Genomic DNA, 25,758 nt, shown 5'->3' with positions numbered 1-25,758 from the left:
CCTCGGCATAATCCGAGTGCTGAATGACGCCGGTGATGTCTTCACCGGCCCGATCGCGGATCCACAGCGCCATCTCGAGCGCGTCCAGTGGCAGGTCGGTCGGCATCTTGGACATCGTTCGCCAGCCGACGATGCGGCGGGAGAACACGTCGGTGACGAACGCGGTGAACGCCATCCCCGACCATGTCGGCACATAGGTGAAGTCGACCACCCAGAGCTCGTTCGGCCGGTCAGCGTGGAACTCCCGCTTCACGTGATCCTCAGCCCTCGGCGCGGAGTCGTCGGGACGTGTGGTGATGAACTGCTTGCCGCGGCGGATGCCGCGCAGGCCCTGCTGACGCATGAGGCGTTCGACAGTGCAACGCGCGACGATGATGCCCTCCCGGGTCAGCAGCCGCCAGACCTTGCGGGCGCCGCTGATCCCACGACCGAGCTTGCGGTCCCAGAACACCCGCTCGATCTGCACGACCAGTTCCGCATCGCTGACGGCTCGCGCGGAGACGGGTCGCTTCTTGAAGGCGTAGTAACCGGACGGAGCGATCTTCACCCCGTGCTGGGTGAGCACGCGGCAGATCGGCTCGACTCCGAACCGGTCACGATGATCGTCGATGAACTGAACTACCACGGCAGTCGCGGGTCGAGCTCCCGCGCGAAGAAACTCGACGCCGCCAGCAGGATCGGCGGATTCAACCGGTCAGCGCAATGGGTGCTGTGAGATGAAGCAGACGCTGATCTCGGGAGGCATCGGTTGCAGGGCAAGCATGGTCATCTCAGTCGCGAGCAGAAGCAGCTCGCTATCCGTCTCCACTCGAAGGGGTGGCGTCTCATCGACATCGCCCGCGAAGTCGGCTGCACGGCGCCGATGGTCGGGAAGATGGCCCGCGAGGGGCGTCACCTCGATGCGAAGCCGTTCGGGTGGGAGCCGCGGAAGGGGCATCTGACGGTCCTCGACCGCGAGCAAATACTCGTAGGGCTTGCCCGCGGTGACACGCTCACCGCGATCGCGCGCAGTCTCGGGCGGGCGGTCTCGACCGTCAGCCGCGAGGTCAAGCGCGGCGGCGGACGCGACGGGTACTCGGCGTGGCGGGCGCATGAAGACGCGCGTGAGCAGGCGCGCAGGCCGAAGCCATTCAAGCTCGACGGCGGCCGGCTACTCCAGGCCGTGACCGCGGAGTTGGAGAAGCTATGGTCACCGCAGGAGATCGCCGCCCGCCTACGGTTAGAGCATCCCGACGACCCGGAGATGCACGTGAGTCACGAAACCATCTACCAGTCCCTGTTCGTGCAGGGACGCGGGCAGTTGCGTCGCGAACTCGCCCGCTGCCTGAGGTCAGGACGCGCCGCTCGGAAATCCCGAACGGCAACTGATGGGCGTGGCCGGCTGCCCGGCATGGTGATGATCAGCGAGCGCCCCGCCGAGGTCGAAGACCGCGCCGTGCCTGGCCATTGGGAGGGAGACCTCATCCTCGGTGAGAACAGCCGCAGCGCCGTCGGGACCCTCGTCGAACGCACCACACGGCTCATGTTGCTGCTGCATCTGCCGGACGGGAAGAGTGCCGCACAGGTGGAGGCGGCGATGCGTGAGGCGATTACCGAGTTGCCGGCTTCGCTGGCGCGGACGATCACGTGGGACCAAGGCGCGGAGATGGCCAAGCACGCCGAGTTCACGTTGAAGACAGGGATCCCGATCTACTTCTGCGACCCGCACTCGCCCTGGCAACGCGGCAGCAACGAGAACACCAACGGACTGCTACGCCAGTACCTGCCGAAGAGCACCGATCTGAGCGTGGTCAGCCGCACCGAGCTGACCGCTATTCAGGACTCGCTCAACGGGCGTCCTCGCAAGACGCTCGGCTATCTGACACCATCGGAGAAGTTCACGGAACTCGTTGCGACCACCGGTTGAATCCGCCATCTCGTTCGCGCGCTTGAGCTCACGCACTTCCGCCTCGAGATGCTTGATCCTCGACGCATCGTCAGTCGTCGTTCCAGGACGCTCTCCCGCGTCGATCTGAGCCTGCTTAACCCAACCGCGCAACGTGTCCGGATTCACCCCGACGCGCTGTCCGATCCGGATCACCGCCTGATTCACAGACAACTCCGGATCCTCCTTCCGCGCTTCCTGCACGAGCCGCATCGCTCGCTCCCGCAACTCCGGCGGATACTTCCTCAAAGCTGGCATAGGTCTCATCCTCTCGGGATTTCAGACCCTCCACGAGACCCGGGGCGATTCACAGGATCGATGTGATGGGCGGGCTGCATGGTGCTTGGCCTAGAGCAAGGGCCAGTTCAGTGAGATCGCGGCTTTGGACGCGAGTACGCGAGAGTCTCGGTGGGTGAGCAGTTGCGAGAACGTCGGCGCTTTTGGGAACGCATCCTGCGAACGAGTGAAAAGAACCACCATCGGTGCAAGTGTCATGGTCGATGGCACGTATAGACCGTCGATCTGCAGCGAGGAGCTCAGCTGGGTGTGGATCTGGTGTGCCCATGCTTGGGTGGTGGACTTGGGCGCGGCGTGGAGGGAAGCGGATGCCCCGTTGCGGGTTGGCCACCCCTGTGTGAGGTCGAGCAGTCGCAGGGGGCGCTTGGGGAACCAGGCGCTGATGGCTTTGTCCGCACTGATGACGATGCGGCGGCGGTTCTGGAACACTTCAGCGAACGCGGTGATCGGGTCCTTCGCTACATAGGCGACTCCGTTGCCGGGGTAAAAGTCTGATGGTGGAGGTTGTGGTTCCCACCGAGACTGGGGAAGCGGTCCATACTCGCGAAGACCATCCCAGGGCGTTGGGTGAGTTCCGCGGACAGTGTGGATCCGGAACAGGGGTCGATCTGTGGCGAGGGTGCACACGTCCGCCACGTCGGCGGTGAGCGGCTGAGGGGGCGTGCGGGGATTTTTGGCGCTCACTCCCAGCTCCGCCCGTCCGCGAGCGCGACGACATCGGAGATGTTGCCGCCACCAGCGAGCCACTGAGCCGGGCTCATATTGCGAAGCGTCTCAGCTGGTTCGGCAATGAATCCGGCGACTTCAAGCGGGTGATAGTCATCCGGCAAAGCGCTGATCACTTCACGCAAACCAGGGAGAGGACGGCCGTCGACAAACTGCCACTTCGGGAAGCGGTGATGCGAGCCTGGTGTGGGTTTGACTGAATACAGGGTGCCGTCGAGCACAGCGCGGCGAACGTTGGCGGGGTTCATGTTGAGCATTTCGGAGACTTGTTGCGTGGTCAGGGAAACTGCCTGCACGTCCATGGAGGCGCGGGCGCGGTTCGCGCTGATGTTTGCGTCGATGCCGCTGACGGATTCGTCCTCGAGGTCAGCACCGGTGAGGCCGGCATAGGTAGTGAGGAAGTCGCGATCGGGCTGCGTGGTCGGCGCGGAAGTGTCGACGAGATCTGCGAGCAGGGCCACGAGGTCGCGCGTGTTGATCTGTAGCTTGCGGCGAAGGATCGCCTTAGTCGCACGATCTTCGAAGTTATGAAGAGCAAGTGATTCAATCGTCATGCCACAATGATACGCCGTATCTAAGTGATGGTCAATGCTTTGATACGGCGTATCAAATCTCAAATGTCGGAAACGCGGTGCGATGACACTAGATGTCACGCGAACAGGCGTGCGGAGAGCGCGTTAGGCACTGTGTATCGTGACACTTTTCTGAGCCGGACCTGGTTCGTCAGCGGAGGCATGGTGCGGGCGCCGGAACTCAACTTGATACTGAGCGCCAAAGAATTTGGACGTTCACGAGTCGCGAAACCATTTCGGTCGCAATGCCGGTCTACGCTCCAGCATCGTCGGTGACGCTGACATGTGCGTGAGGCTCCGGTCATGCCTCGCGAGGCAGCGGTACATTGAGCGCCGCGAGCTGCTCCTCAGAGCCGCGCGCGATGAGATGCAGGTCGCTCCCGCTCTCGTCGATGCCCCAATCGACGAACGCGCAGCAACGCTGCTCGACCTCGACGAGATCCCGTAGCCGGCTGATCGAGTCATCGATCTTGGCATAGTGGATGATGAGCTCGGAGTCGGTGCGTTCTGAGGAGAGCGCGTAGTCCGCATCGAACGCTTGCCACTTCTCCACCTGCTCCTTGGCTTCCGCGATTGTCGGGAGCGTGCATGCGATCGGGACTTCCCGGAATGGGCCCTGTGTCAACGGATCTTCTCCTCTGCGTCGTCATCGTCATCTTCGAGGTCTTCGAGTACCTCGAACAGGGATTCCACGTCGCCACGCCACGCTTCGATGCCCTCGCGGATCGCGAGTACCGCGACGATGAGCAGGTAGGTGCGAAGCATTTCGGCAGAAACGGTCATGATGGACTCTTTTTCATTGAAGTCCTTGACTTCTAGATGAGTGAGTCCGATTGGGTTTAGTGGTCGTAGGCGATGAGTGAGCGTTTGACGGGTGCTCCGATGAGCCAGTTGTGCCAGATTCCGGCTGCGAGGGCGAGGAGCCGTGCGGCGACGCGGGAGTAAACACCAGCGATGGTGCGTCCGCCGTGGTCTTCGAGGGTGAGTTGGCCTTTGAGCGTGTCGAACACGGACTCGACCCATTGTCGGATCCCGCCGAGTTTCCCGAACCTCGGTTTCTCGTCCTTGCGATCGGGACGGATCAGGTGTGCGCCGAGGTCCTCGGTGATGAAGGTTTCGAACTCGCGCCCGGCGAAGCCTTTGTCGCCGATGATGACTTGTCCAGGCTGGATGAGGTGGCGGTCGTGGTCGAGCATCGCTGCCGCGGCTTCGCGTTCACCGATCTTCGGATTCGCGAGTCCCCAGACCACGGGCATCCCGTCCGGTGTGCAGACCAGGTAGAGGCGGAAGCCCCAGAAGAACCGGGAATGTGAGGCACAGTACCCGTAGCCGGCGTCACCGGCAAGGTCGGAGCGTTTCACCGTCTCGCGGGACTTCCCACACGGCAGTGGGGTGGAATCGATCAGCCGGGTGACTTCGTTCCATGACGGGGTATCGCGGGCAAGCTCCGTGATCACCGCGGACAGCAGCCCGGTGGATTGGCGGACGCGCTTGCCCCACCCGGACTGGCCAGGCAGCGCCGGAAACATGCTCTTCAAGTGGGTGCGGGCGTATCGGATCCATTTCCGGTCAGAGGAGATCCCGAGCAGGTGCTGCGCGACGAGTAGACACAGCAGCTCGACATCGTTCAACGCGGGCTTGCGACCGGGGTGGTGGTCCCGGGTGAAGCCGATCGCGGGCAGGATCCGGTCATCGAGATGGACGTAAAGTGTGATCAGGAGGGTGTTGAGGTCGGTATTCACACATTGGGCTTAACACCCTCTGCCAACGATTAACAGCCTCCACGCCGTTCACAGCCAATCGGACTCACTCATCTAGGACTTCTTGGGGCAGGGCAGGTCATCGGACGACTTCTCTACGTCGCCATTCCGCACACTGCCGCGCCTTGGATTCCCCTCGCGGCCACCGCTGGACTGAGCGTCGCATTCCTCGCCCTCCTCGCTCTCGTCCCCGGCCCGCCATGGCTGCTCATCTCCATCGGCATCGCCGCCGGTGCCGTCCGCGGCGCACAAACCCTTGTGCAGGGCTCAGCCGTCGCAGACCGATGGGGCACTCAGAACTACGGCGCCATCAACGGTGTCTTCGCCGCGCCAATCACCCTCATCGGCGCATTCGGCCCCGCGATAGGTCCGCTGCTCGCGGTCGCGACCGGCTCCTACTCGGCCATGGCGCTCATCGCCGTCGCCCTCGCTGCGCTCTCGCTCGTCTTCGCCCGGTTCTCCTGACGCGGTAACTCAGGAGAGCTCTTCCACGTTCGTTCACCTCACGTTCACATAGATGACCTTCTATGAATACGTCGGATAGACAACCATCTATTTGAGGCGGTCCACTGGCTGCCTGACACGTATCTGAGATGAAGGAAGCAATCGTGCGAAAGACCACAGCAAAGATCTTCGCGTCCACGGCGCTGGTCGTCATCGGCGCGCTCACGCTGAGCGCCTGCGGGGGACAACCCGCGGAAGGCGACTCCGGCGGATCGAGCGGCTCCGCAAGCGGATTGTCCGGTTCGGTGACCACCGACGGTTCGTCGACCGTTGCCCCGCTCACCGAGGCGGCAGCCGACCTCTTCGGCGACGAGGAGTCCGGTGTGAACGTCTCCGTCGCAACGTCCGGCACCGGCGGCGGGTTCAAGTCCTTCTGCGCCGACGAGACCGACATCTCCAACGCGTCCCGTCCGATCAAGGACGAAGAAGCCGCGGAGTGCGAAGCCGCGGGTGTCGAGTACACCGAGATCGTCGCCGCCAACGACGGGCTCTCGGTCATCATCAATCCGGAGAACGACTGGGCTGAGGATCTCACCGTCGAGCAGCTCAACACCATCTGGGGCCCGGAAGCCGAGGGTGAGATCACCAACTGGAACCAGGTCGACTCAAGCTTCCCCGACCAGGCCATCACGCTCTTTGGTGCGGGCACCGACTCTGGGACGTTCGACTACTTCACTGACGCGATCAACGGTGAAGAAGGCGCGATTCGTACCGACTACAGCCCTTCGGAGGACGACAACATCACGGTCCAGGGCGTCTCGGGCGACGTCGGCGCGATCGGGTTCCTTGGCCTGAGCTACGTCGAAGAGAACGAGGGGGTCATCAAGGCCGCCATGATCGACGGTGTGATGCCGAGCACGGAGACCGTTCAGGACGGCACGTACACCCCGCTGGGGCGTCCGCTGTTCATCTACGTCAACAACGCCTCCTACGTTGAAAAGGAACAGGTGAAGGCGTTCGTCGACTTCTACGTCGCGAACTCGCTCGACATCGCCGAGCGCGCCCTGTTCGTCCCCCTTACCGAGGAGCAGGTCACCACGGCCTCGGACGAGCTCGCATCCCTCGGCTGATCCGCCCGCTCACGACGATTCTCATGACCACCGTCTCTGAGCGGACAGGGGGTCCGGCCACTGGTCGGGCCCCCGCCCCCTCCGCATCATTCGCTGGACGCCGCCGGCCCGGTGAGTTCCTCATCAAGCTCGGTTTGCGCGTGGCGGCCGGCATCACTGTCATCACGACGGTCGGCATCCTCATCGCGCTGCTGATTCCGTCGCTGAGCTTCTTCGCCGAAGTGCCCGTGCTCGAGTTCCTCTTCGGCACACGCTGGGCCCCCCGATTCGCCGACGCCTCGTTCGGTGTCCTGCCCCTGGTGACCGCCACGTTATGGACGACGGTGATCGCACTCCTCGTCGCCGTGCCATTCGGTCTCGGCGCCGCGATCCTCCTCGCGGAGTACGCCAAACCCCGCGTCCGCAAGATACTCAAGCCGTTGCTGGAGATTCTCGCCGGCATTCCTACCGTCGTCTACGGGTTCTTCGCCCTTCAGTTCGTCCAGGGCACGGTACTCCGCGACTGGCTCCAACTGCCGACGGGTGCGTTCAGCGTTCTCGCCGCTGGCCTTGTGATGGGTGTCATGATCATCCCCACCATCGCCTCGATCGCCGAGGATGCGATGTCTGCCGTTCCCAGCGCACTGCGACAGGGAAGCGCCGCTCTCGGCGCCAACCGTATGCAGACCACTCTCCGTGTTGTCTTCCCCGCGGCGCTGTCAGGCATCGTCGCCGCCGTCGTTCTGGGGATCTCCCGCGCGGTCGGAGAAACGATGATCGTCGCGATCGCCGCCGGCAGCCAGGCACAGATGGTGAGCAACCCGCTTGAGCAGGGACAGACGATGACTGGCTTCATTGCGAACGCCGCGCTCGGGGACTCCCGCGTCGGGAGCCTGGAATACAACACGCTGTTTGCCGTCGGGCTGCTGCTGTTCCTCATCACGCTGCTCATTAACTTCATCAGCATCCGCTTCGTGCGCCGATTCCGGGAGGCCTACTGATGTCCGCGCCGACAACCACCCCGCCCCGCGTGATCCACGCGTCCCGCCCACTCGCTACGGGCCGAAACGGAGAGATGCGCCCCACCGCGCTTCTGTTCCTTCTGCTGCTGTGGTTCTCGCTTTTCGTAGCGTTCGCGGTGCTCATCACGCTGCTGGTGACCATCTTCCTCACCGGACAGAACAAGCTCTCCTGGAACCTCATAACGAACTTCCCCTCCGCCGACCCTGAAGAAGCCGGAGCTCGCCCCGCCATCCTCGGCTCTGTCTGGGCGATCGGCACCACCGCTGTACTGACTCTGCCCCTGGGCATCGCCGCCGCCGTGCACCTGGAAGAGTTCGCCGACCGGAAACGCTGGTTCAACAAGTTCGTCGAGCTCAACGTGCAGAACCTCGCCGCTGTCCCGTCGATCGTCTATGGCCTGCTCGCCCTCGCATTCCTTTCGATGCTGGGCGTGACCAACAAGAACATCGTCATCGGTGGGGCGCTCGCGCTGACGCTGCTCATCCTGCCGGTCATCATCATCGCCACCAGGGAAGCCATCCGTGCCGTGCCCCGCGAGATCCGCGACGGCTCCCTAGCACTGGGCGCGACGCCATGGCAGACAACCTGGCGGCAGGTGCTCCCCGCATCCGTCCCCGGCATCGCCACCGGCTCGATCCTCGCCCTGTCCCGAGCCCTCGGCGAAGCCGCACCACTCCTCGTACTCGGTGCTCTCGTCTACATCACCTTCGATCCGAACGGGCTCCTCAGCGGTTACACCACCTTGCCGATTCAGATCTTCAACTGGACCGGGCGACCACAAGAGGGATTCCACGAGCTCGCCGGCGCGACCAGCATCCTTCTGCTCGCCGTTCTCATCCTGATGAACGCCCTCGCCATCTTCATCCGCAACAAGTTCCAGAAACGGTGGTAACCATGAGCACCCCCACAGACAGCTCGGCAACACACACTCACTTCCACGCCGCCAACTCACGCCGCATCGCCGAAACCCCCAGCGGACTCATTCGCTGCGAGGACGTCAACGTCTACTACGGCGACTTCCGTGCCGTCACCGGCGTGAACCTCGAATTCGGCCGCAACGAGATCACCGCTCTCATCGGTCCCTCCGGATGCGGCAAATCCACCCTCCTGCGCTCCCTGAATCGCATGAACGACCTCATCGACGCTGCCCACGTCGAGGGCAACGTCCTCTTCCAGGAGGAGAACATCTACGCAAAGGGTGTCGATCCGATCGAAGTTCGCCGCCGGATCGGCATGGTCTTCCAGAAGCCGAACCCGTTCCCGAAGTCGATCTACGACAACATCGCCTACGGGCCGAGAGTCACGGGGATGAAGGTCGACAACATGGACGACCTCGTCGAGGAAGCGCTGACACGTTCGGCCCTCTGGGGAGAGGTCAAGGACAAACTCAAGCAATCGGCCTTCGGTCTCTCCGGAGGTCAGCAGCAGCGACTGTGCATTGCCCGGACCATCGCCGTACGCCCCGACGTGATCCTCATGGACGAGCCCTGCTCCGCGCTCGACCCCATCGCCACATCCCGCATCGAAGATCTGATGTACGACCTGCGCCAGGACTACACGATCATCATCGTCACCCACAACATGCAGCAAGCGGCGCGCGTGGCCGACAGGACTGCGTTCTTCACGGCCCTCGCCGATGACACCACCGGCGACCGCACCGGGGTGCTGGTCGAATACGACCTCACCAAGAACATCTTCGAGCAGCCTCAGGATCAGCGCACCGAGGACTACATCAGTGGACGGTTCGGATGAGCGACATCCCCCGGACCGGCAACGCCCGCTTCGTCGTACACGGCAACAGCACCGATATCCTCCGGGGCAGCTTCGCCGAATTCCGGCACGCGGGAGTGCCGATCACAATCCACCCAGAGATCGTCGGCGCCCTCGCCGATCTCGCTCACGATGACGACGCCTCGCTCATCCTCGCCGGCGGCGAAGCCTTCGAGCAGCTCAGCGCCATCCTCCAGATCACCCAGCCTGTGTGCAGCGGCTCCATCTTCCTCGGTGTCTTCGACACCACTGCGACGGCGACGATAGCCGGCGCGATGAAAGCGGGAGTGCGCGGCACTGTGCGGCTGCCGATGACTCCACAGCGACTGCGTGACGTCGCGCGGCTGCACCCGCGGACCGGCCCGATCGAACGGATCCTCACCATCGGCGAGTTGACTCTCGACATCCCACACCGCAGCCTTCGATGGCGAGACCAGGCGCTGCTCCTGCCCGCGCGGGAGTTCGAGCTCCTGCACCAGATCATTCGTGCATACCCGGAGAGTGTGAGCATCGACACCCTCGCCCTCGCCTTCGGCTCCGACCTGGAAGACCCCCATGCCTCGGTACGGGTCGCGATGACGAAACTGCGTGCACGGCTGGCGGCGTTCGCCCCCGCACAAGCACTCATCGAGACCGTGCGGGTGGCAGGCTACCGGCTCGTGTCCTGAGGATCAACTCCGAGCTCAGCCAACAGGTCCAGAACGCGGGAGCGAATGTCGTCACGCACATCCCGGAGACCAGCGTCATCAAGCTCAAGCGGATCCGGAAGATCCCACTCCATGTACCGACGCCCCGGAAACACCGGACATGCGTCGCCGCACCCCATCGTGATGACATAGTCGGCGGCTCGCACGACGTCATCGGTCAGCGGCTTCGGGAACTCACCCCACAGCTCTACGCCCGCTTCCAACAACGCCGCAGCTACGCGAGGATGCGCGGCCTCGGCCGGTGATGAACCGGCAGTCCGAACGTGCACCTTCCCGCCGGAGAGGTGGCGCAGGAAGGCTCCGGCCATCTGCGAGCGGCCGGCATTCTGCACGCAGACGAACAGTACCTCCGGTGTATCCCGGAGCAGCAACCCCTGCGCTGTGGCGAGAGCCTCCAGCCGGTCAGCGGCATAACGCTCAGTCATCGTCAGAAGGTGCTCGCGAACGCGTGCCCGCTGACTCAACAACAGGTAGCTTTGCGCGACATAGCTCGCCACCGTCTCGGGGCTAAACGTAGAGCTGAACCGATACGCCAGATCCGCGACGATCGTCATCACTCCCTGCGGGAGATCTGCGACCGCAGGGGCAGCCGGCACCGTCTGCAGCGACTCACTCGACAGCAATCGTCCGAACCGCACCCACGCATCAACAGTCGGCGTCACGCGACCCTCGTCGTCGCGGACCAGGCCCGTTATCAAGAGCGAACGCAGTGCTTCGTCGATGACTGCCGAGCTCAAGGAGAGTTCCGCTGGGATTGAAGCGACGGGGATGTCGGACGCCAGGGCGCTGAGCACGCGAAGGATGTCCGGATTGCCGAGCACTGATACTTGCGCCGCGCGATCGCGCGCAGCCCGCTCGTCGAGCGGCTTGCCGATGCGATGCGGCGCGCCGTCGCTCACCGCAGGAAGTCCTCGACCGCGCTACGCCGGCCCGGGTTCACGGACAGCCAGCCCAGCTTTCCAGACTGCTGCCGCATGAGGAATCCGTCATCGAGCAGGATTCGAACGTGATGCGTCACGGTCGGCTGCCTCAATCCCAGCACATCAGCGAGCTGGCCCACGGTGGCACGCTCATCAACGGAACCCAGGATGATGCTCAGGATCTGAAGCCGGGTCGGGTCCGCCACCGCACGAAGCGTACGCGCCAACTCTTCGGCGGCATCACGATCCAGGGCACCGCCGATCTGGGACTGCGACTTCGGAAGCGACGACATCATACTGAGTCTACGGCCAGCAGATCGAAAGCATCAGTAAGGAGCTGAGCCTTGCTCGTCTGCGTGCCTCAAAGACGCGAAAGCAGCAGCGGGTCGAAGACGCACCGGTACGGCTCGGGCGATACTTCATAGATGCGTCCGAGGTCATACAGAACCGCGTCAGCGCGGCGCCTGCATTGCTGGACGGTGCGCGCGGCATGATCGTACTCGTCCGCGTGGTCCTCCACGACGACTACCGAATCTGAGCGGAGTGTGCCGGGGATTTCATAACGACGCCGTCTGGCCGAACATGGACGCCATGAGCGCATTGATCGCTGCCATTTTCTCCTCGACGGATGCTCCGTCCAGTGCGGCGAGAACGGTGTCGGCTGAAGTCACCGGGATGCCGTCAAGCGCCGCAGGTTGATCGAGGGCGTCCACCGTCATATCGGTGACACCTCGCCCCGTCACCAGGTCATGGGTGGCGGTGAGGAGGGAGCGGACGTCCGGTGTCTCGTGGCTCCGCTTCGCATAGTGCTTTTCCGTGACACGAGCATGAGCGTGACCGAGGAATTGAGCAGCGGCGTTCAAGTTGTAGAAGTCGGCGATCTCGGTGCCGACCGTCCGACGGAGCGCGTGGGGGACATAGTTCGCGGGAAGTCCAGCCGCCGCCCGGACGTTCCGTAACTGACGGTGGACGTCCTGCGGTCCATTCGGGCGCCCGCTGCGCGTAGAGAACGCGTACTCGAACCCCTGCTCGCAGGTCTTGCCGTTCCGCCCGGACTCGCGTCGGCGAAGGATCTCGACAGCGACCTCCGGCAAGGCGATAACCCGGAGACCACTTTCGGACTTCGGCATGGCTTCAAAGATCTTCGGACCGCCCTTCTCCTTGACGGCGCCGTTGACAACGATATGGGGCATGTCGCCCGGCAAGAAGATGTCGTGATCCCAGCGCAGGCCGAGCACTTCACCGATTCGAAGTCCAGTTAGCAGGATCAGGTCGGTTGTATCCAGGAGAAGTGGCGACAGGGCAGGGCCCGGCCGGTCCGGATCGGCCATGTAGGCGGCGACTGCTGCGCGCAGTTCGATGAGTTCACTGATGCCGGGTGCGAAGATTTCCTTCCTTTTCTTCCTTCGAATCACGGGCACCTCGCGGGCCGGGTTCTTATCGATGATCCCCAGTGGTGCGACGGCGTACTGCATGATGCTGTTGAGGATGACCTTCGCGTTCCGCGCCTGCGGTGCCCACTGCTGCGCCCATCCCGTGTAGGCATCTGCGATGACCCGTGGAGTGATTTCTGTCACTGGCGTGGTCCCGAACTTCGGGACCAGGATGTTGTGAGCGATCCGCTTCCCCTCTGTGAACCATCCTCGTGAGATCTCCTCCTGCGTGAGGAGCAGCTCTGAGTGCTGGAGCCATTCCGCGACCACCGATGAGAACGCGACGTCCTCTGTGCCGTCTTGAGCATCGTCCTCTGGGGAGGTCTTCTGGAACAGGCGAGGGAAGCGAGTGTTCAGCTCACGCTTGCCGGCGGCTTCAGATCCTGCGCGGGTTTCGGTCCGCTTGCGCACGCCATCGAAGCGGCAGTACTCCTGACGGACGCGGATACGTGCGTCATCGAGCGCGCGAACCTGGAAGTCGCCGCGTTCGCCGGGGTTCAGCGAGACGCGTGGCATCAGGCGACCTCGCGCTGATGGAGCCAGTCGAGCAGGGCCCGCTTGTTCCATCGCAGGTGCTTTCCGAGTTTGAAGGGCTTGGGTCCGGAGCCGATCTTCTGCCAGTAGTAGATCGTCTGCTTGGGCACCTGCAGGTAGTTGCTCAGCTCGTCGATCGTGAGCAGGTCGGGCAGATCGGATACGTGCCGTCCCCCGATCTGGTCTTCGATTGGAGGCGTCCTGTGGGCTGTTTCAGTAGTCATGGCCACCACATACCCGGTCTTCGGTTGTTGGTGATCGGCGACCGTTCCCGGTGAACGAGTGGTGTTGAAAAAGGGTGGAAAAAGGGTGTCGGCCCCGATTCCGGCCTTGTCTACTGGTTGATGAAACACGAAAAACCCCTGGTTACCCAAGGGTTTTCACGTGGACCTGAGGGGACTCGAACCCCTGACCCCCTGCATGCCATGCAGGTGCGCTACCAGCTGCGCCACAGGCCCATCTTCTCGCCCCGGGTGAGCGGGGCAACTTGAAAAGAATACAACACGCGAAGCGGCGACCGCCAATCGAGCGGCGCATTCGCGTCGCGATCGGGTTCGACGGGAACACTCCCGTCGATGCATGCGTTGTCATGGATATGCAGATCTTGGAGAGCATCGTGATCGGTGCGGGGCAGGCCGGTCTCTCCACGTCCTTCCATCTGAAGCGCCTCGGCATCGATCACGTGGTACTCGATGCGAACACGGCACCGGGTGGTGCATGGCAGCATCGCTGGGATGCACTGACGATGAACGACGTGCACGGTGTCGCGGAGCTGCCGGGATCCACATCCCCGGCTCGCGACACGAAGCGCGCGAACGCCGTGGTTCCGGCATCCTTCGCAGACTACGAGCGCACGCACGATCTCCCCGTCATCCGCCCCGTCCACGTCGACTCGGTCAGCGACGACGACGGGATGCTGGTGGTCCACGCGGGCGAGCGCGAATGGCGCACTCGCACCGTCGTCAACGCCACCGGAACCTGGACGCAGCCGTTCCTGCCGCACTATCCGGGGATGGAGACCTTCATCGGAGAGCAGCTGCACACCGTCGACTACCCGGGGCCCGAGCACTTCCGCGGCAAGCGGGTGCTGGTCGTCGGCGGCGGCGCATCTGCCGTGCAGTTCCTCGGTGCCCTCGCGCCGATCACCGAGACGCTCTGGGTCACGCGCCGTGAGCCGGTCTGGCGCGACGACGACTTCACACCAGAGGCGGGGGCTGCTGCTGTGGCGCTCGTCGAGCAGCGCGTCGCCCAGGGTCTGCCGCCGCAGAGTGTGGTCGGCGTCACGGGGCTCATGCTGCGGCGGCAGGAGCGCGAGGCCGAGCGACTCGGCGCATACGCTGGTCGGCGACCGATGTTCCAGCGCATCGAGCCCGACGGCGTGCGCTGGGCGGACGGCTCGTTCGAACCCGTCGACGTGATCCTTTGGGCGACCGGATTCCGTCCGGCGATCGCGCACCTCGCACCGCTGCACCTGCGCAGCGCCGCCGGCGGCATCCAGCTCGACCGCAACGGTCGGGGAACGACGGCGGTCAAGGATCCGCGCGTCCAGCTCGTCGGCTACGGTCCCTCGGCGAGCACGATCGGAGCGAATCGCGCCGGTCGCAGCGCCGCGAAAGGTGTGCAACGTGCGCTGTCCGCGACTGCGGTTGGACGACTGAGCGATTAGCCTGGAGTCCGAGTCGTCAGACAGGAGATCCCCATGTCCCGCATCATCGTCTTCGGCGGCCACGGCCGCATCGCTCTTCTCCTCGCGCCGCTGCTCGTCGCGAACGGCGACGAGGTGACCGCCGTCATCCGCAACCCGCAGCACAGTGCGGATGTCGAGGCCGCAGGCGCGACTGCGCTGGTCAGCGACGTCGAGACGATGGATGCCGCATCGCTCGCCGAGATCGTCCGTGGGCACGACGCCATCGTGTGGTCGGCCGGGGCGGGCGGCGGGGATCCTGAGCGCACCTACGTTGTGGACCGCGATGCGGCGATCCGCACGATGTACGCGGCCCCGCTCGCAGGTGTGCGCCGCTACGTCATGGTGTCGTGGCTCGGATCGAAGGCCGACCACGGCGTGCCGAGGAATGACTCGTTCTTCGCGTACGCCGATGCGAAGTGGGCTGCAGACGAGCATCTGCGCGGCAGTCAGCTCGATGGCACGATCCTCGGCCCTGGCACTCTCACACTCGACGAGCCGACCGGCCGCATCGAGCTGGACCCGGAGGATCGTGGAGCGGTGTCGCGCGCAGACGTCGCGGCTGTGATCGTGGCGACGCTCGACGAGCCGCTGACGATCGGCCGGACCATCCGCTTCGGGAACGGGAACGCAGAGACCTCGGAGCCCATCGAGACGGCCTTGGCGCGCTGACCTCCGCGCGCTGACGGCGTGTGATCAGGATGCTTCGACGGCTGCGCGCACATGATCAGCAGCGCGATGCTGCCGAACGGGGCGAAGCAGATGGCGATCGACGCCCAGTGGAAGCCTGCATCGCGCAGACATTCAAGAATGTCGGGCGTCGGAGCCAGGACGGGTTCCCTGACCCGCACCGAGCCACGCCGTCAGCAGCAACCGGCGCAGTCCATTGCCTCGTTCAGCGAACTCGCGCTGGCGACGCACGTACTCGGCCTTGCCGTCGGCCCGCTCGATCGGGACGGGTACGACGCCCCACGCGGACAGGTCGTAGGGTGCTGCCTCCATATCGAGCAGGCGGATGTCGCGGGCCAGCTCGAACGTGTCGAGCAGAATGTCGCCCGGCACGAGCGGGCCGAGCTTCATCGCCCACTTGTACAGGTCCATGCCGGCATGAAGGCATCCGGGCTGCTCGAGCGACGGTTGGTCCTCGCGGCTCAGCGGGTGGCGGTTGCGCGGTACGGCGTCCGGCGTGAAGAAGCGGAACGCGTCGAAGTGCGTGCAGCGCAGGTCGTGCGCCTCCACGACGGCGTCTGTGGCGTCCTGCCCGAGCCGCAGCGGCGCGGTGTGGCGGTGCTCGGAGTCGCGATAGACCATGGCCCATTCGTGCAGGCCGAAGCAGCCGAACTGACCTGGGCGGGCGGCGGTGCGGCGCAGCATCCGCTCGATGAGATCTGCGAGTGCGGCCTTCTCGCGCGCGAAGGCGGCGGCGTCCGGCGCCACGGATCCTGGTGCCGAGCCGGGGGAGTACCAGCGCCACTGGACCCTGTTCGCTGCGTCCTCGAGCTGCACTCCGGCACCGGGATGCCAACGACGCAGCTGTGACGGCGAGTACGAGTAGTAGGTGAACAGGAAGTCCCAGATCGGATGCTTCTCGCCCCGTGCCGCGCGCTCACGGTGCGCGGCGGTCAGCGTATCCGCGCGTTCGTGGTGGGCACGTTCGCGATCGGACCACGTCGCGCGATCAAGGACGGGAGAATCCATATCGTCAGTGCAGGATGCCCACGTCGGTGAGGCGCTCGCGGAGCCCAGCGCCGTCGGATGCCGCAACCCACGGTGCGGCGTCGTCGGAGTGGTCGTCGGATTCGGAGCGCCCACCGGCGAGGATCGCCTCTGCGGGGGAGAGCTGGCGGATCGCGACCCCGGCGACGGAATCGGGGTGCTTCTGCATGAACTCGGTGTAGATGGATTCGTCGTGCTGCCCGTCATCGCCGATCAACAGCCACCGCACATGCGGGAACTCGGCCGCGAGGCGGCGCAGGTTCGTGAGCTTGTGCTCGCGCCCGCTGCGGAACCAGCGGTCGTGCGTGGGTCCCCAGTCGGTGAGGAGCATGGATCCCGTCGGGAACAGATGCCGACTCATGAAACGACTGAGCGTGGGCGCCACGTTCCACGCACCGGTGGACAGGTAGATCATCGGTGCGCCTGGATGCTGCCGCATCAGCTGCTCGAGCAGCACCGCCATGCCTGGAACAGGGAGGCGCGCGTGCTCGTCGACGACGAAGGAGTTCCACGCGGCGATGAACGGGCGCGGGAGGGCGGTCACCATCACCGTGTCGTCGATGTCGGACAGCACGCCGAAGTCGACGTCGTCGCCGACGATGAAGGCGGTGGCCTCAACCGGCGCCTGACCCTCCACCGACATCGTGAACTTCTGCCACCCGGCGGGGAGCTCGGCGTTGATGACGGTATCGACCACGCCGCCGAGATCTGCGACGACCTCGTGCACGCGACCGGCGATCGTGATCCGCACGCTCGCGAAGCTGACGGGGATGCCGACGAAGCTGCGCCAACCGCGCACACTGGCGTATTCGCCGCTCTCCGTGCGGCGTTGCGGCGGCACGATCAGCACCCTGCCGACCACGCGAACCCAGCCGGTGCCGCCGTATCCGGCGAAGGGCAGCACGGTCGCGGTGCGTCCACGGCGGCGCGCTCGGCTCTCACGCCAGACATGGAGGCGGTGCTCCAAACGTGCGAACCAGTGGATCCTGGCGTTGTGGGCGCTGTCTTCGGACATCACCTCAGTCTTTCATGCCCGAAGCGGCGTCCTCATCTACGTCGTCGACGGCGGCCCGCATGTGACGGTTCTCCCCGCGCGTGAGCAGCTTCTTGCCGATGAAGATCAGAAGCAGGAACACGACGATGATGCCGACGAACACGTATCCGGCGAAGTGCACCCTGTCGACGAGTTCGCGGAAGCCGCCGGCGGCGAGCGACGTCACACTCACGTATGCGGTCGCCCAGATGAGGCAGGCGGGTGCGGTCCACGCCAGGAAGCGTCGGTACGAGTAGGCGCTCATGCCGACGGTGAGGGGCACGAGCGAGTGCAGCACCGGCAGGAACCGGGAGAGGAAGATCGCGACTCCGCCACGGCGCTGCAGATACCGCTCTGCGCGTTCCCAGTGCGCCTCGCCGATCCGCCGGCCGATCCAGGATCGGCGGATGCGCGGACCGAGCCAGCGGCCCAGGCAGAACCCGATGCTCTCGCCGATCAGTGCGCCGACCACGACGGCGATCACCATGGCGATCGTCTCGGGCAGGCCCTCCACTCCCATGGAGGCGATGATGACGATCGTGTCGCCGGGCACGATGAGTCCGATCAGGATGCTGGTCTCCAGCAAGACAGCGAGACCGGCGATGAGCGTGCGGACGACCGGGTCCACCGCCTGCACGGCGTCGAGGATCCACAGCAGGATGTCGTCCACGCACATGAGAATACGTGTTCCGGCGAGCCGTACGCTGTGAGGGTGACGCGCCACCCTCCGCTCGAGCTTCGCCGCACGGCCGCATCCGTGGATGCCGAGGCGCTGTTCCGGACGCTCGCGGCCGGATACGAGGACGTGTTCTGGTTGGATGCCGGAGCCGCGGCTGCACAGGGCTGGAGCATGCTCGGGGTGGGCGAGCGCGACGCTCGTGGGCCCGGGGATGTGCGGCTTGACTGCGTCGCCGGTGCCGTCTCGGACGAGCCTCCCTTCAGAGGCGGCTGGGTCGGATGGCTGGACTACGAGTCGGGTGCCTTCGCTGCCGGGGCGCCCGCTGCGCACTCGGAAGGCGGGCCGGCCTGGCTCCGCGTGACCTCGGCCGTGGCCGTCGACCACGCGACCGGCGCGGTCTGGGAGTTGGGGGACAGCTTGGTGGACCCCCTCGGGTCGTTGAGCGAGCGGAGCGCCCCCGTCGGGTCGTTGAGCGAGCGGAGCGCCCCCGTCGGGTCGTTGAGCGAGCGAAGCGCCCCCGTCGGGTCGTTGAGCGAGCGGAGCGCCCCCGTCGGGTCGTTGAGCGAGCGGAGCGAGACGAAACGCGTTGAGCGAGCGCAGCGAGTCGAAGCGCTCCCCGACCGCGCAGCATCCGCCAGCCACACGCCCGACGAATACACCGCCCTCATCCAGCGCTGCCGCGCCGCCATCCGCGCCGGCGACGCGTATCAGCTGTGCCTCACCACCCGGTTCCTGGTCGACGGCCCGCACGACGATGTCGAGACGTACCTGCGGCTGCGCTCCGCGACACCCGCACACCATGGCGGGTTCGTGCGGATCGGCGGCAGGGCTCTGTTGAGTGCGAGCCCAGAGACGTTCCTGCACGCGTCGGGCGGTCTGATCCGCACCCGGCCCATCAAGGGCACACGACCGCGCGGTGATGATCCGGCATCCGATGCCGCTCTCGCCGCAGAGCTGCTGGCCAGCGACAAGGAACGCGCCGAGAACGTCATGATCGTCGACCTCATGCGCAACGACCTCTCGCGTGTGTGCGTGCCCGGCAGCATCCGCGTCGACGGGTTGTGGGAGATCGAGTCGTACCCCGCCGTGCACCAGCTCGTCAGCACGGTGAGCGGACAGGCGGCCTCCGGCCTCACTGCACGGCGACTGTGGGACGCTGCCTTCCCCGCCGGCAGTATGACCGGCGCTCCGAAGCTCTCGGCGATGACACTGCTGCACGAGCTGGAGGGCGCACCCCGCGGCGTGTACAGCGGCTGCTTCGGCTACGTCGGAGTGGACGGTGCGCTGGATCTGGCGATGGTGATCCGCAGCATCCTGATCGACGGCGAACACGCCGTGATCGGTGCCGGAGGCGGGATCACCTGGGGGTCGGTGGCAGCGGCCGAGGTCGAGGAGGTGGCGACCAAGGCGAGGGCGCCGCTGGCTGCTCTGCGCGCGGATCTTCCGGACGCCTGGCGCCGGTAGGGATCCGATATCCTGGAAGTTCCTGACTTCTGCAGTTCGAATGAATCTGTGCAGTCCGCTCCCTGAGATTGGCCGTTCGTTGTCTGAATATCTGTCGTCCTCCACCGAGCCCGTCGACGAGTCGTCGTCGGCGCACGCCATCCAAGCCAAGTGGCAGAAGTACTGGGCGGATGACGAGACGTTCCTCGCAGGAGGCGCGGAGGACAGTCGGCCGCGCAAGTACGTGCTGGCGATGTTCCCGTATCCGTCGGGCGACCTGCACATGGGGCACGCTGAGAACTACCTCTACTCCGACATCGTCGCGCGCTTCTGGCGGCACCGCGGGCACAACGTGCTGAACCCGATCGGCTGGGACTCGTTCGGCCTGCCGGCCGAGAACGCGGCCATCCGTCGCGGGGCAGACCCTCGGGAGTGGACGTACCAGAACATCGCTCAGCAGAAGGAGGGTTTCAAGGCGTACGGCGTCTCGTTCGACTGGACACGCGAGCTGCACACCTCCGACCCGGAGTACTACCACTGGAACCAGTGGCTGTTCCTGAAGCTGCACGAGCGCGGGCTGGCGTACCGCAAGAAGAGCCCCGTCAACTGGTGCCCGAACGACCAGACCGTGCTCGCGAACGAGCAGGTCGTCGACGGACGCTGTGAGCGCTGCGGCGCCGAGGTCATCAAGAAGAAGCTGACGCAGTGGTACTTCAAGATCACCGACTACGCGGATCGTCTGCTGGATGATCTGAACCAGCTCGAGGGCTCGTGGCCGCACAAGGTGCTGCAGATGCAGCGCAACTGGATCGGCCGATCCATCGGCGCCGACGTCGACTTCGTGATCGAGGGTCGTGAGGAGCCGGTGACGGTGTTCTCCACGCGTCCCGACACTCTGCACGGTGCGACGTTCTTCGTGGTGGCACCGGATGCCGAGCTCGCCTCCGAGCTGGTGGCGGATGCTCCGGCCGAGGTGCGCGAACGCTTCGCGGAGTATCTGGCGAAGGTGCAGAAGACGACGGACATCGATCGGCAGGCCACCGACCGGCCGAAGACCGGCGTGTTCCTGGAGCGCTACGCGATCAACCCCGTCAACGGCGAGAAACTGCCGATCTGGGCTGCCGACTACGTGCTGGCCGACTACGGTCACGGTGCGGTGATGGCCGTTCCGGCCCACGATCAGCGCGACCTCGACTTCGCGCGCGCCTTCGATCTGCCGGTCAAGGTCGTCGTGGACACGACGGCGCCGATCACCGGCGCCATGCCCGTGATCGAGGTCGACGAGGACGGCGTGCCGATCGACACGCTGCCCGCTCTCGATGACAAGCCCAGCCTGGACGACCAGCATCCGTCGGTCACCGGTGTCGCCCTCTCCGGCGAGGGGCGGATGATCAACTCGGGAGATCTGAACGGTCTGTCCAAGCGCAACGCCGTCGCCCGTGCGATCGAGCAGCTCACAGCGAACGGCACCGGTCGAGCGGCGAAGAACTATCGCCTGCGCGATTGGCTGATCTCTCGTCAGCGGTTCTGGGGCACGCCGATCCCGATGCTGCACGCCGAGGACGGCCGCATCATCCCCGTCCCCGAAGACCAGCTGCCGGTGAAGCTGCCCAGCGTGGAGGGCCTCGACCTGTCCCCGAAGGGTGCGTCACCATTGGGCGCCGCCGAGTCGTGGGTGCGCACGGTCGACCCGGCGAGCGGGGACCCCGTGCTGCGCGACCCGGACACCATGGACACGTTCGTGGACAGCTCCTGGTACTTCCTGCGCTTCCTCGCGCCGAACAGCGATCAGTTCGCGTTCGACCCGAAGGAAGCCGCCCGCTGGGCGCCGGTCGACTCGTACATCGGCGGCGTCGAGCACGCGATCCTGCACCTGCTGTACGCACGCTTCATCACCAAGGTGCTCTTCGACATCGGCCTGATCGACTTCACCGAGCCGTTCAGCAGCCTGATCAACCAGGGCATGGTCATCCTCGACGGCGCGAAGATGTCGAAGAGCAAGGGCAACCTCGTGCTCTTCCAGGAGGAGCTCGACAAGTTCGGCGCCGACGCGCTGCGCGTGGGCCTCGCATTCGCCGGCCCCGTGGAGGACGACAAGGACTGGGCCGACGTCTCGATGACGGGCGCGCAGAAGTTCCTCGCGCGTGCGCTGCGCCTGAGCCACGACGTGGCGAGCCCCGTCGATGTGCTGTTCAAGGGCGGGGATGCGGCGTTGCGTCGCGGTACGCACCGCCTGCTCGCCGACGCTCCTTCGCTGATCGAGCACACCAAGTTCAACGTGCTCGTCGCGCGTCTGATGGAACTCGTGAACCTCACCCGCAAGACGATCGACACAGGTAGCGGTGCTGCGGACCCCGCCGTGCGCGAGGCCACCGAGACGATCGCCGTGATGCTCGACCTCATCGCCCCGCACACCGCGGAGGAGATGTGGGAGATCCTCGGACACGTGCCCTCTGTGGGCCTGGTCACCTGGCGTCAGGCCGACCCAGCGCTGCTGGTCGAGGACTCCGTCACGGCAGTGGTCCAGATCGGCGGCAAGGTGCGCGCGCAGCTCGAGGTGCCGGCCCGCATCAGCGAGGCTGACCTTGAGGCGCTCGCGCGTGCCGACGAGCGCGTCATCCGCGCACTCGGCGACAAGGAGATCGTGCGTGTCATCGTGCGTGCCCCGAAGATCGTCAGCTTCGCCGTCAAGGGCTGAGGGTCATCGCGGCGATGCGGTTTCGTCTCGGTCGACTGCGGCTGCCTTGCTCGACGAACCGCGTGGGGGTGCCGCGGGTCGTTGAGCGACGAGCGCAGCGAGGAGACGAAACGGCCTGAGCGAGCGTAGAGAGCCGAAGCCGCACTGACCTGTCCTGCACAAGCATCGGCACCGCCGGGTTCTCCCCGAACCCGGGGGTTTCCGGCATCCGGACCTGCATCCGCCCGCCTAGCGTGGGCGGGTGCCAGCGACTGAAACGGAGCCTGTTTCCTCGAAGGCGCCCGACCCCGCGGCGCGCTCAAGGCTACGACTGAGCATCGGCGCAGCCGTCGTTCTCGGCCTCGTCGTGCTGTCGGCGGCGGTCGGGCTCGGCATCATGCGCGGCCAGGCGCAGCCGGTGCAGACCGTGCCGCTGGCGGAGACATCCGACGACGTCGCGGTCGACGGCGAACTGTATGTGCACGTGCTCGGCCAGGTCGAGCGCCCTGGGCTCTACATGCTGGATCTGGATGCACGCGTCGTCGACGCCCTCGCAGCGGCAGGGGGGACCCTCGACGATGCCGATCTGCAGTCCGTCAACCTCGCGCGGCCGCTCAGCGACGGCGAGCAGCTGATCGTGCCCGTGGTCGGCGCGTCGGTGGAGGGCGGCGCGACGACGCCCCAGGGCGACGGGCTGATCGACTTGAACAACGCCGATCAGGCGGCACTCGAGACCCTCCCGCGGATCGGACCGGCATTGGCGCAGCGCATCATCGAATGGCGCGACGCGAATGGCCGCTTCCAATCGGTCGACGACCTTCTCGCCGTGCCTGGCATCGGCGAGAAGATGCTCGCCGGGTTGGCGGAACTGGTGAGGGTGTGAGCGCCGGGGGCCGTGTGCGGGATCTTCGGCTCGTGCCCGTCGCCGGCGGTGTGTGGGCCATCTCGTTGCTGTGCGCATTCCTGCCGGGCGCCGCGTGGTGGGGCGCGGTCGGAGGCGGGCTGCTCGGGGCAGCGGCATTGGGGGCACTGGTGCACGCGCATCTTCGTGCGGATGCGCGGCGGCGGACGGACGATGACTTGCGATCGTTCGATGCGGCGAGGGCGCGCGGGGGTCTGTTCGCGATCGTGGTTCTTGCGGCAGCAGCAGCGGCGATGACAGCGGGCTTCGCGATGCCGCAACGCACGGCGGCAGCGGAGCTGGATGGCCGCGTGATCGACGTGTACGCGGAGATCTCGTCGTCGTCCGCGGCGGGAAGCGACGGACGGCTGTGGTTCGACGCGCAGACGAGCCATGCCGGGATTCCGAGCAGGCCAGAACCGCTGACCGTGCCGATCCGCATCGGCGTGGAACGGGTTCCAGGACTGGACCTCGGCAGTGTCATCAGAGTCACCGGTCAGGTCATGGTGACGGATCCGGGCGAGCGCGCTGCGCTCGTGATGTTCGCAACCGAGGTGGAGATCGTCACCCCGGCGCAGGGAGTCTTCGCCGTCGCGGCGCAGGTGCGGGAGGACTTCGTCGAGCGTGCCGTCCGATTGCCGGAGCCGGGCGCAGGGCTGCTGCCTGGACTCGCGGTCGGCGACACCCGCGCAGTGACGCAGGAGCTCGACGACGCGATGCTCGCCTCGGGTCTGAGCCACCTCACCGCGGTCAGCGGGGCGAACTGCGCGATCGTGGTCGGCGCGGTGTTCTGGCTCGTCGCACTCTGCGGCGGTGGTCGAACGCTCAGGGTCGTCATCGCCCTCACCGCCCTCGCGGCGTTCGTCGTGCTCGTCACGCCGGAGCCCAGCGTGATCAGGGCAGCGGTGATGGCTGCCATCGCCATGCTGACGGTGCTCTGCGGTCGACCAAGCGCAGGGGTGGGCGTGCTGTGCCTCGCGGTGGCCGGCATCCTCATCGCCGACCCGTGGCTGTCCGCGACGCCGGGGTTCGCTCTGTCTGCGGCCGCGACGGCAGCACTCATCGTGCTCGCACCGCCGCTCGCGCGCGGCCTCGCCAGGTGGATGCCGCACCCACTCGCGTTGGCGATCGCGATTCCACTCGCCGCTCAGCTCGTGTGCGGACCGATCATCGCTCTGTTCTCGGAGCAGCAGTCGATCGTCGCGATCGTGGCGAACATGATCGCCGGCCCAGCGGCGCCCATCGCGACGGTGATCGGTCTGCTCGCGTGCCTCGCCGCGCCGATCCCGCCGCTGGCGGATCTGCTCGCCGCATGCGCGTGGCTGCCCGCGGCATGGATCTCCGCGACAGCGACGGTGTCGGCGGGCCTGCCCGGTGCGCAGCTGGCCGTGATCCCCGGTATCGCGGCGGCATTGCTGGTGGCGGTGGTGAGCGCCTCGATCGGCGTGCTCCTCAGCGTCGACGGAATCGCCGCAAGACGAGGCGTGCGCGGAGTCTCGGTCGTCGTGCTCGTCGTCGCGGTCGCGCTGCTCGGCGCGCGGATGCTGCTCGCCGGGCCGCTCGTGGGAACGACGGTGCCCGAGGCCTGGTCGATCGCAGCCTGTGATGTCGGCCAGGGAGATGCGCTGGTGGTGAGATCGCAACAGCGCGTGGCGCTGATCGACACGGGGATGGAGGCCGAACCGCTGTCGACGTGTCTCAGCGCGCTCGGAATCGGCAGGATCGACCTGCTCGTGCTCACCCATTTCGATGCGGATCATGTGGGCGCCGCGGCGTCGATGGTCGGGCGCGTGGGCACGGTGCTGCACGGTCCGGTCGGCTCGCCGGAGGACTCCCGCCTGCTGAGCGAGTTCGAAGACGGCGGAGCAGCGCTCATCGACGCGTCGACGGGCATGCACGGCACGCTGGGTGAGGCATCGTGGAAGGTGCTCTGGCCGAGGAAGGACTCGGCCGCATTCCCGGCGGGCAACGATGCCAGTGTCGTACTCGAGTTCGATGGCGGAGACGTGCCGCGCTCGCTCTTCCTCGGCGACCTCTCCGCCACGCCTCAGCGGATGCTGCGCGACCAGCTGCGCGGCACGTACGCGGTGGTGAAGGTCGCGCATCACGGCAGCGCCGATCAGGACACCGGGATGTACGACCTCCTGCGGCCCGCTGCCGCGATCTTCAGCGTTGGGGTGGACAACGACTACGGTCATCCTCGAGCGGAGACGCTGGCGCTGTTGGAAGCTGCCGGTGCGGTCGCGCTTCGCACCGACCAGCAGGGCAGGATCCTGATCGGTATGGACGCGGGCGAGCTCGTGCTGTGGACTGAGCGTGCGGACGAAGCCGCCGGTGCCGACGAGACCGTCGAGGAGCCCGGCGAGGAGCCCGGCGATGTCGACGACCCCCAGTAGGATCGAACTC

At 65.8% G+C, this 25,758-nt stretch carries 26 protein-coding genes, 1 tRNA gene, 1 pseudogene and 1 other annotated feature; of the genes and pseudogenes, 13 read left to right on the top strand and 15 right to left on the bottom strand.

Going from position 1 to position 25,758, the window contains the following annotated elements; translation table 11 throughout:
- Positions 1 to 625 (bottom strand): IS3 family transposase (locus JF52_RS0114740; protein ID WP_033107386.1); only part of this gene is annotated, 625 nt, incomplete at its 3' end.
- Positions 533 to 660, bottom strand: a sequence feature (AL1L pseudoknot). Its footprint overlaps the gene before it by 93 nt.
- An 88-nt stretch (positions 661 to 748) precedes the next feature.
- Between JF52_RS0114740 and JF52_RS0114735 the strand changes: the two genes are divergently transcribed.
- Complete coding sequence (locus JF52_RS0114735) at positions 749 to 1,906, top strand: IS30 family transposase (protein WP_033107293.1); 1,158 nt, start codon at positions 749 to 751, stop codon at positions 1,904 to 1,906.
- A 6-nt stretch (positions 1,907 to 1,912) separates the two neighbouring features.
- On the opposite strand, the pseudogene JF52_RS18045 reads toward JF52_RS0114735, so the two are convergent.
- The 6 genes and pseudogenes from JF52_RS18045 to JF52_RS0114715 all read right to left on the bottom strand — a co-directional run.
- Positions 1,913 to 2,182: pseudogene (locus JF52_RS18045) on the bottom strand (transposase); the annotation flags it as partial.
- 90 nt (positions 2,183 to 2,272) lie between these two features.
- The gene (locus JF52_RS17065) at positions 2,273 to 2,848 is read right to left on the bottom strand and encodes an RES family NAD+ phosphorylase (protein WP_160175072.1); all 576 of its coding nucleotides are present in this window, start codon (positions 2,846 to 2,848) and stop codon (positions 2,273 to 2,275) included.
- Between the two features lie 53 nt (positions 2,849 to 2,901).
- Positions 2,902 to 3,501, bottom strand: a complete 600-nt coding sequence (locus tag JF52_RS16635; RefSeq protein WP_052167068.1) for a helix-turn-helix domain-containing protein — start codon at positions 3,499 to 3,501, stop codon at positions 2,902 to 2,904.
- 319 nt (positions 3,502 to 3,820) lie between these two features.
- Positions 3,821 to 4,072: a hypothetical protein gene (locus JF52_RS0114720; RefSeq protein WP_033107291.1), complete on the bottom strand. Its 252-nt coding sequence runs from the start codon at positions 4,070 to 4,072 to the stop codon at positions 3,821 to 3,823.
- A gap of 68 nt (positions 4,073 to 4,140) precedes the next feature.
- On the bottom strand, positions 4,141 to 4,302 hold the full coding sequence (locus JF52_RS17515) for a hypothetical protein (RefSeq protein WP_160175071.1): 162 nt from the start codon (positions 4,300 to 4,302) through the stop codon (positions 4,141 to 4,143).
- Between the two features lie 56 nt (positions 4,303 to 4,358).
- Positions 4,359 to 5,261 (bottom strand): IS982 family transposase, encoded by a 903-nt coding sequence (locus JF52_RS0114715; protein WP_018023038.1) that lies wholly within the window; start codon positions 5,259 to 5,261, stop codon positions 4,359 to 4,361.
- Between the two features lie 276 nt (positions 5,262 to 5,537).
- On the opposite strand from JF52_RS0114715, the gene JF52_RS17670 reads away from it, so the two are divergent.
- The 6 genes from JF52_RS17670 (at position 5,538) to JF52_RS16625 (ending at position 10,293) form a co-directional block, all read left to right on the top strand.
- On the top strand, positions 5,538 to 5,744 hold the full coding sequence (locus JF52_RS17670; RefSeq protein WP_052167067.1) for a hypothetical protein: 207 nt from the start codon (positions 5,538 to 5,540) through the stop codon (positions 5,742 to 5,744).
- 143 nt (positions 5,745 to 5,887) lie between these two features.
- A complete protein-coding gene (locus JF52_RS0114705; RefSeq protein ID WP_234001306.1) occupies positions 5,888 to 6,853 on the top strand; it encodes a PstS family phosphate ABC transporter substrate-binding protein in 966 nt (321 codons plus the stop codon).
- Between the two features lie 23 nt (positions 6,854 to 6,876).
- Entirely contained in the window at positions 6,877 to 7,833 is a 957-nt protein-coding gene (gene pstC, locus JF52_RS0114700) for a phosphate ABC transporter permease subunit PstC (protein WP_033106011.1), read from the top strand.
- 74 nt (positions 7,834 to 7,907) lie between these two features.
- Positions 7,908 to 8,747, top strand: coding sequence for a phosphate ABC transporter permease PstA (pstA, locus tag JF52_RS0114695; RefSeq protein WP_235272455.1), 840 nt, complete (start codon positions 7,908 to 7,910; stop codon positions 8,745 to 8,747).
- Between the two features lie 89 nt (positions 8,748 to 8,836).
- Complete coding sequence (gene pstB / locus JF52_RS0114690) at positions 8,837 to 9,607, top strand: phosphate ABC transporter ATP-binding protein PstB (RefSeq protein WP_200881034.1); 771 nt, start codon at positions 8,837 to 8,839, stop codon at positions 9,605 to 9,607.
- The gene (locus tag JF52_RS16625; RefSeq protein ID WP_052167066.1) at positions 9,604 to 10,293 is read left to right on the top strand and encodes a winged helix-turn-helix domain-containing protein; all 690 of its coding nucleotides are present in this window, start codon (positions 9,604 to 9,606) and stop codon (positions 10,291 to 10,293) included. The genes pstB and JF52_RS16625 overlap by 4 nt, the downstream gene beginning before the upstream one ends.
- Here the strand turns inward: JF52_RS16625 and JF52_RS17870 are convergent.
- The 5 genes from JF52_RS17870 to JF52_RS0114660 all read right to left on the bottom strand — a co-directional run bounded on the left by JF52_RS17870 (position 10,275) and on the right by JF52_RS0114660 (position 13,677).
- Complete coding sequence (locus JF52_RS17870) at positions 10,275 to 11,231, bottom strand: arsenate-mycothiol transferase ArsC (RefSeq protein ID WP_235272454.1); 957 nt, start codon at positions 11,229 to 11,231, stop codon at positions 10,275 to 10,277. The genes JF52_RS16625 and JF52_RS17870 overlap by 19 nt on opposite strands.
- Positions 11,228 to 11,545 (bottom strand): ArsR/SmtB family transcription factor, encoded by a 318-nt coding sequence (locus tag JF52_RS0114675; RefSeq protein WP_160175070.1) that lies wholly within the window; start codon positions 11,543 to 11,545, stop codon positions 11,228 to 11,230. Before JF52_RS0114675 ends, JF52_RS17870 begins: the two co-directional genes overlap by 4 nt.
- 264 nt (positions 11,546 to 11,809) lie before the next feature.
- The gene (locus JF52_RS0114670; RefSeq protein ID WP_033107288.1) at positions 11,810 to 13,201 is read right to left on the bottom strand and encodes a tyrosine-type recombinase/integrase; all 1,392 of its coding nucleotides are present in this window, start codon (positions 13,199 to 13,201) and stop codon (positions 11,810 to 11,812) included.
- Positions 13,201 to 13,443 carry a helix-turn-helix transcriptional regulator gene (locus JF52_RS0114665; RefSeq protein ID WP_052167065.1) on the bottom strand — a complete coding sequence of 81 codons (243 nt, stop codon included), beginning with the start codon at positions 13,441 to 13,443 and terminating at the stop codon, positions 13,201 to 13,203. The genes JF52_RS0114670 and JF52_RS0114665 overlap by 1 nt, the downstream gene beginning before the upstream one ends.
- 161 nt (positions 13,444 to 13,604) lie before the next feature.
- Positions 13,605 to 13,677: transfer RNA gene (locus JF52_RS0114660), tRNA-Ala, on the bottom strand.
- 137 nt (positions 13,678 to 13,814) lie between these two features.
- On the opposite strand from JF52_RS0114660, the gene JF52_RS0114655 reads away from it, so the two are divergent.
- Together JF52_RS0114655 and JF52_RS0114650 are read left to right on the top strand one after the other, a co-directional pair.
- Positions 13,815 to 14,885 carry an NAD(P)-binding domain-containing protein gene (locus JF52_RS0114655; RefSeq protein ID WP_033107287.1) on the top strand — a complete coding sequence of 357 codons (1,071 nt, stop codon included), beginning with the start codon at positions 13,815 to 13,817 and terminating at the stop codon, positions 14,883 to 14,885.
- A 33-nt stretch (positions 14,886 to 14,918) separates the two neighbouring features.
- Positions 14,919 to 15,575, top strand: coding sequence for an SDR family oxidoreductase (locus JF52_RS0114650; protein WP_033107286.1), 657 nt, complete (start codon positions 14,919 to 14,921; stop codon positions 15,573 to 15,575).
- 132 nt (positions 15,576 to 15,707) lie between these two features.
- Here JF52_RS0114650 and JF52_RS0114645 read toward each other — a convergent pair whose 3' ends face one another.
- From JF52_RS0114645 to JF52_RS0114635, 3 genes are read right to left on the bottom strand one after another with little or no spacing between them, the layout of a single operon-like run.
- Positions 15,708 to 16,601 carry a hypothetical protein gene (locus JF52_RS0114645; RefSeq protein WP_052167064.1) on the bottom strand — a complete coding sequence of 298 codons (894 nt, stop codon included), beginning with the start codon at positions 16,599 to 16,601 and terminating at the stop codon, positions 15,708 to 15,710.
- A 4-nt stretch (positions 16,602 to 16,605) separates the two neighbouring features.
- A complete protein-coding gene (locus tag JF52_RS0114640; RefSeq protein WP_033107285.1) occupies positions 16,606 to 17,634 on the bottom strand; it encodes an App1 family protein in 1,029 nt (342 codons plus the stop codon).
- Between the two features lie 4 nt (positions 17,635 to 17,638).
- Positions 17,639 to 18,322 carry a DedA family protein gene (locus JF52_RS0114635; protein WP_033107378.1) on the bottom strand — a complete coding sequence of 228 codons (684 nt, stop codon included), beginning with the start codon at positions 18,320 to 18,322 and terminating at the stop codon, positions 17,639 to 17,641.
- Between the two features lie 42 nt (positions 18,323 to 18,364).
- On the opposite strand from JF52_RS0114635, the gene JF52_RS0114630 reads away from it, so the two are divergent.
- The 4 genes from JF52_RS0114630 to JF52_RS0114615 all read left to right on the top strand — a co-directional run bounded on the left by JF52_RS0114630 (position 18,365) and on the right by JF52_RS0114615 (position 25,748).
- The gene (locus JF52_RS0114630; protein WP_235272452.1) at positions 18,365 to 19,795 is read left to right on the top strand and encodes an anthranilate synthase component I family protein; all 1,431 of its coding nucleotides are present in this window, start codon (positions 18,365 to 18,367) and stop codon (positions 19,793 to 19,795) included.
- A 40-nt stretch (positions 19,796 to 19,835) separates the two neighbouring features.
- Complete coding sequence (gene leuS / locus JF52_RS0114625) at positions 19,836 to 22,472, top strand: leucine--tRNA ligase (RefSeq protein WP_084595876.1); 2,637 nt, start codon at positions 19,836 to 19,838, stop codon at positions 22,470 to 22,472.
- Between the two features lie 241 nt (positions 22,473 to 22,713).
- Positions 22,714 to 23,334, top strand: a complete 621-nt coding sequence (locus JF52_RS0114620; protein WP_052167062.1) for a ComEA family DNA-binding protein — start codon at positions 22,714 to 22,716, stop codon at positions 23,332 to 23,334.
- Between the two features lie 32 nt (positions 23,335 to 23,366).
- Positions 23,367 to 25,748: a ComEC/Rec2 family competence protein gene (locus tag JF52_RS0114615; RefSeq protein ID WP_234001795.1), complete on the top strand. Its 2,382-nt coding sequence runs from the start codon at positions 23,367 to 23,369 to the stop codon at positions 25,746 to 25,748.
- The last annotated feature ends 10 nt before the right edge of the window (positions 25,749 to 25,758 follow it).

It is taken from the genome of Microbacterium profundi (assembly GCF_000763375.1).
Taxonomy (GTDB): domain Bacteria; phylum Actinomycetota; class Actinomycetes; order Actinomycetales; family Microbacteriaceae; genus Microbacterium; species Microbacterium profundi.
This window is presented reverse-complemented; position numbering and strand designations above follow the sequence as displayed.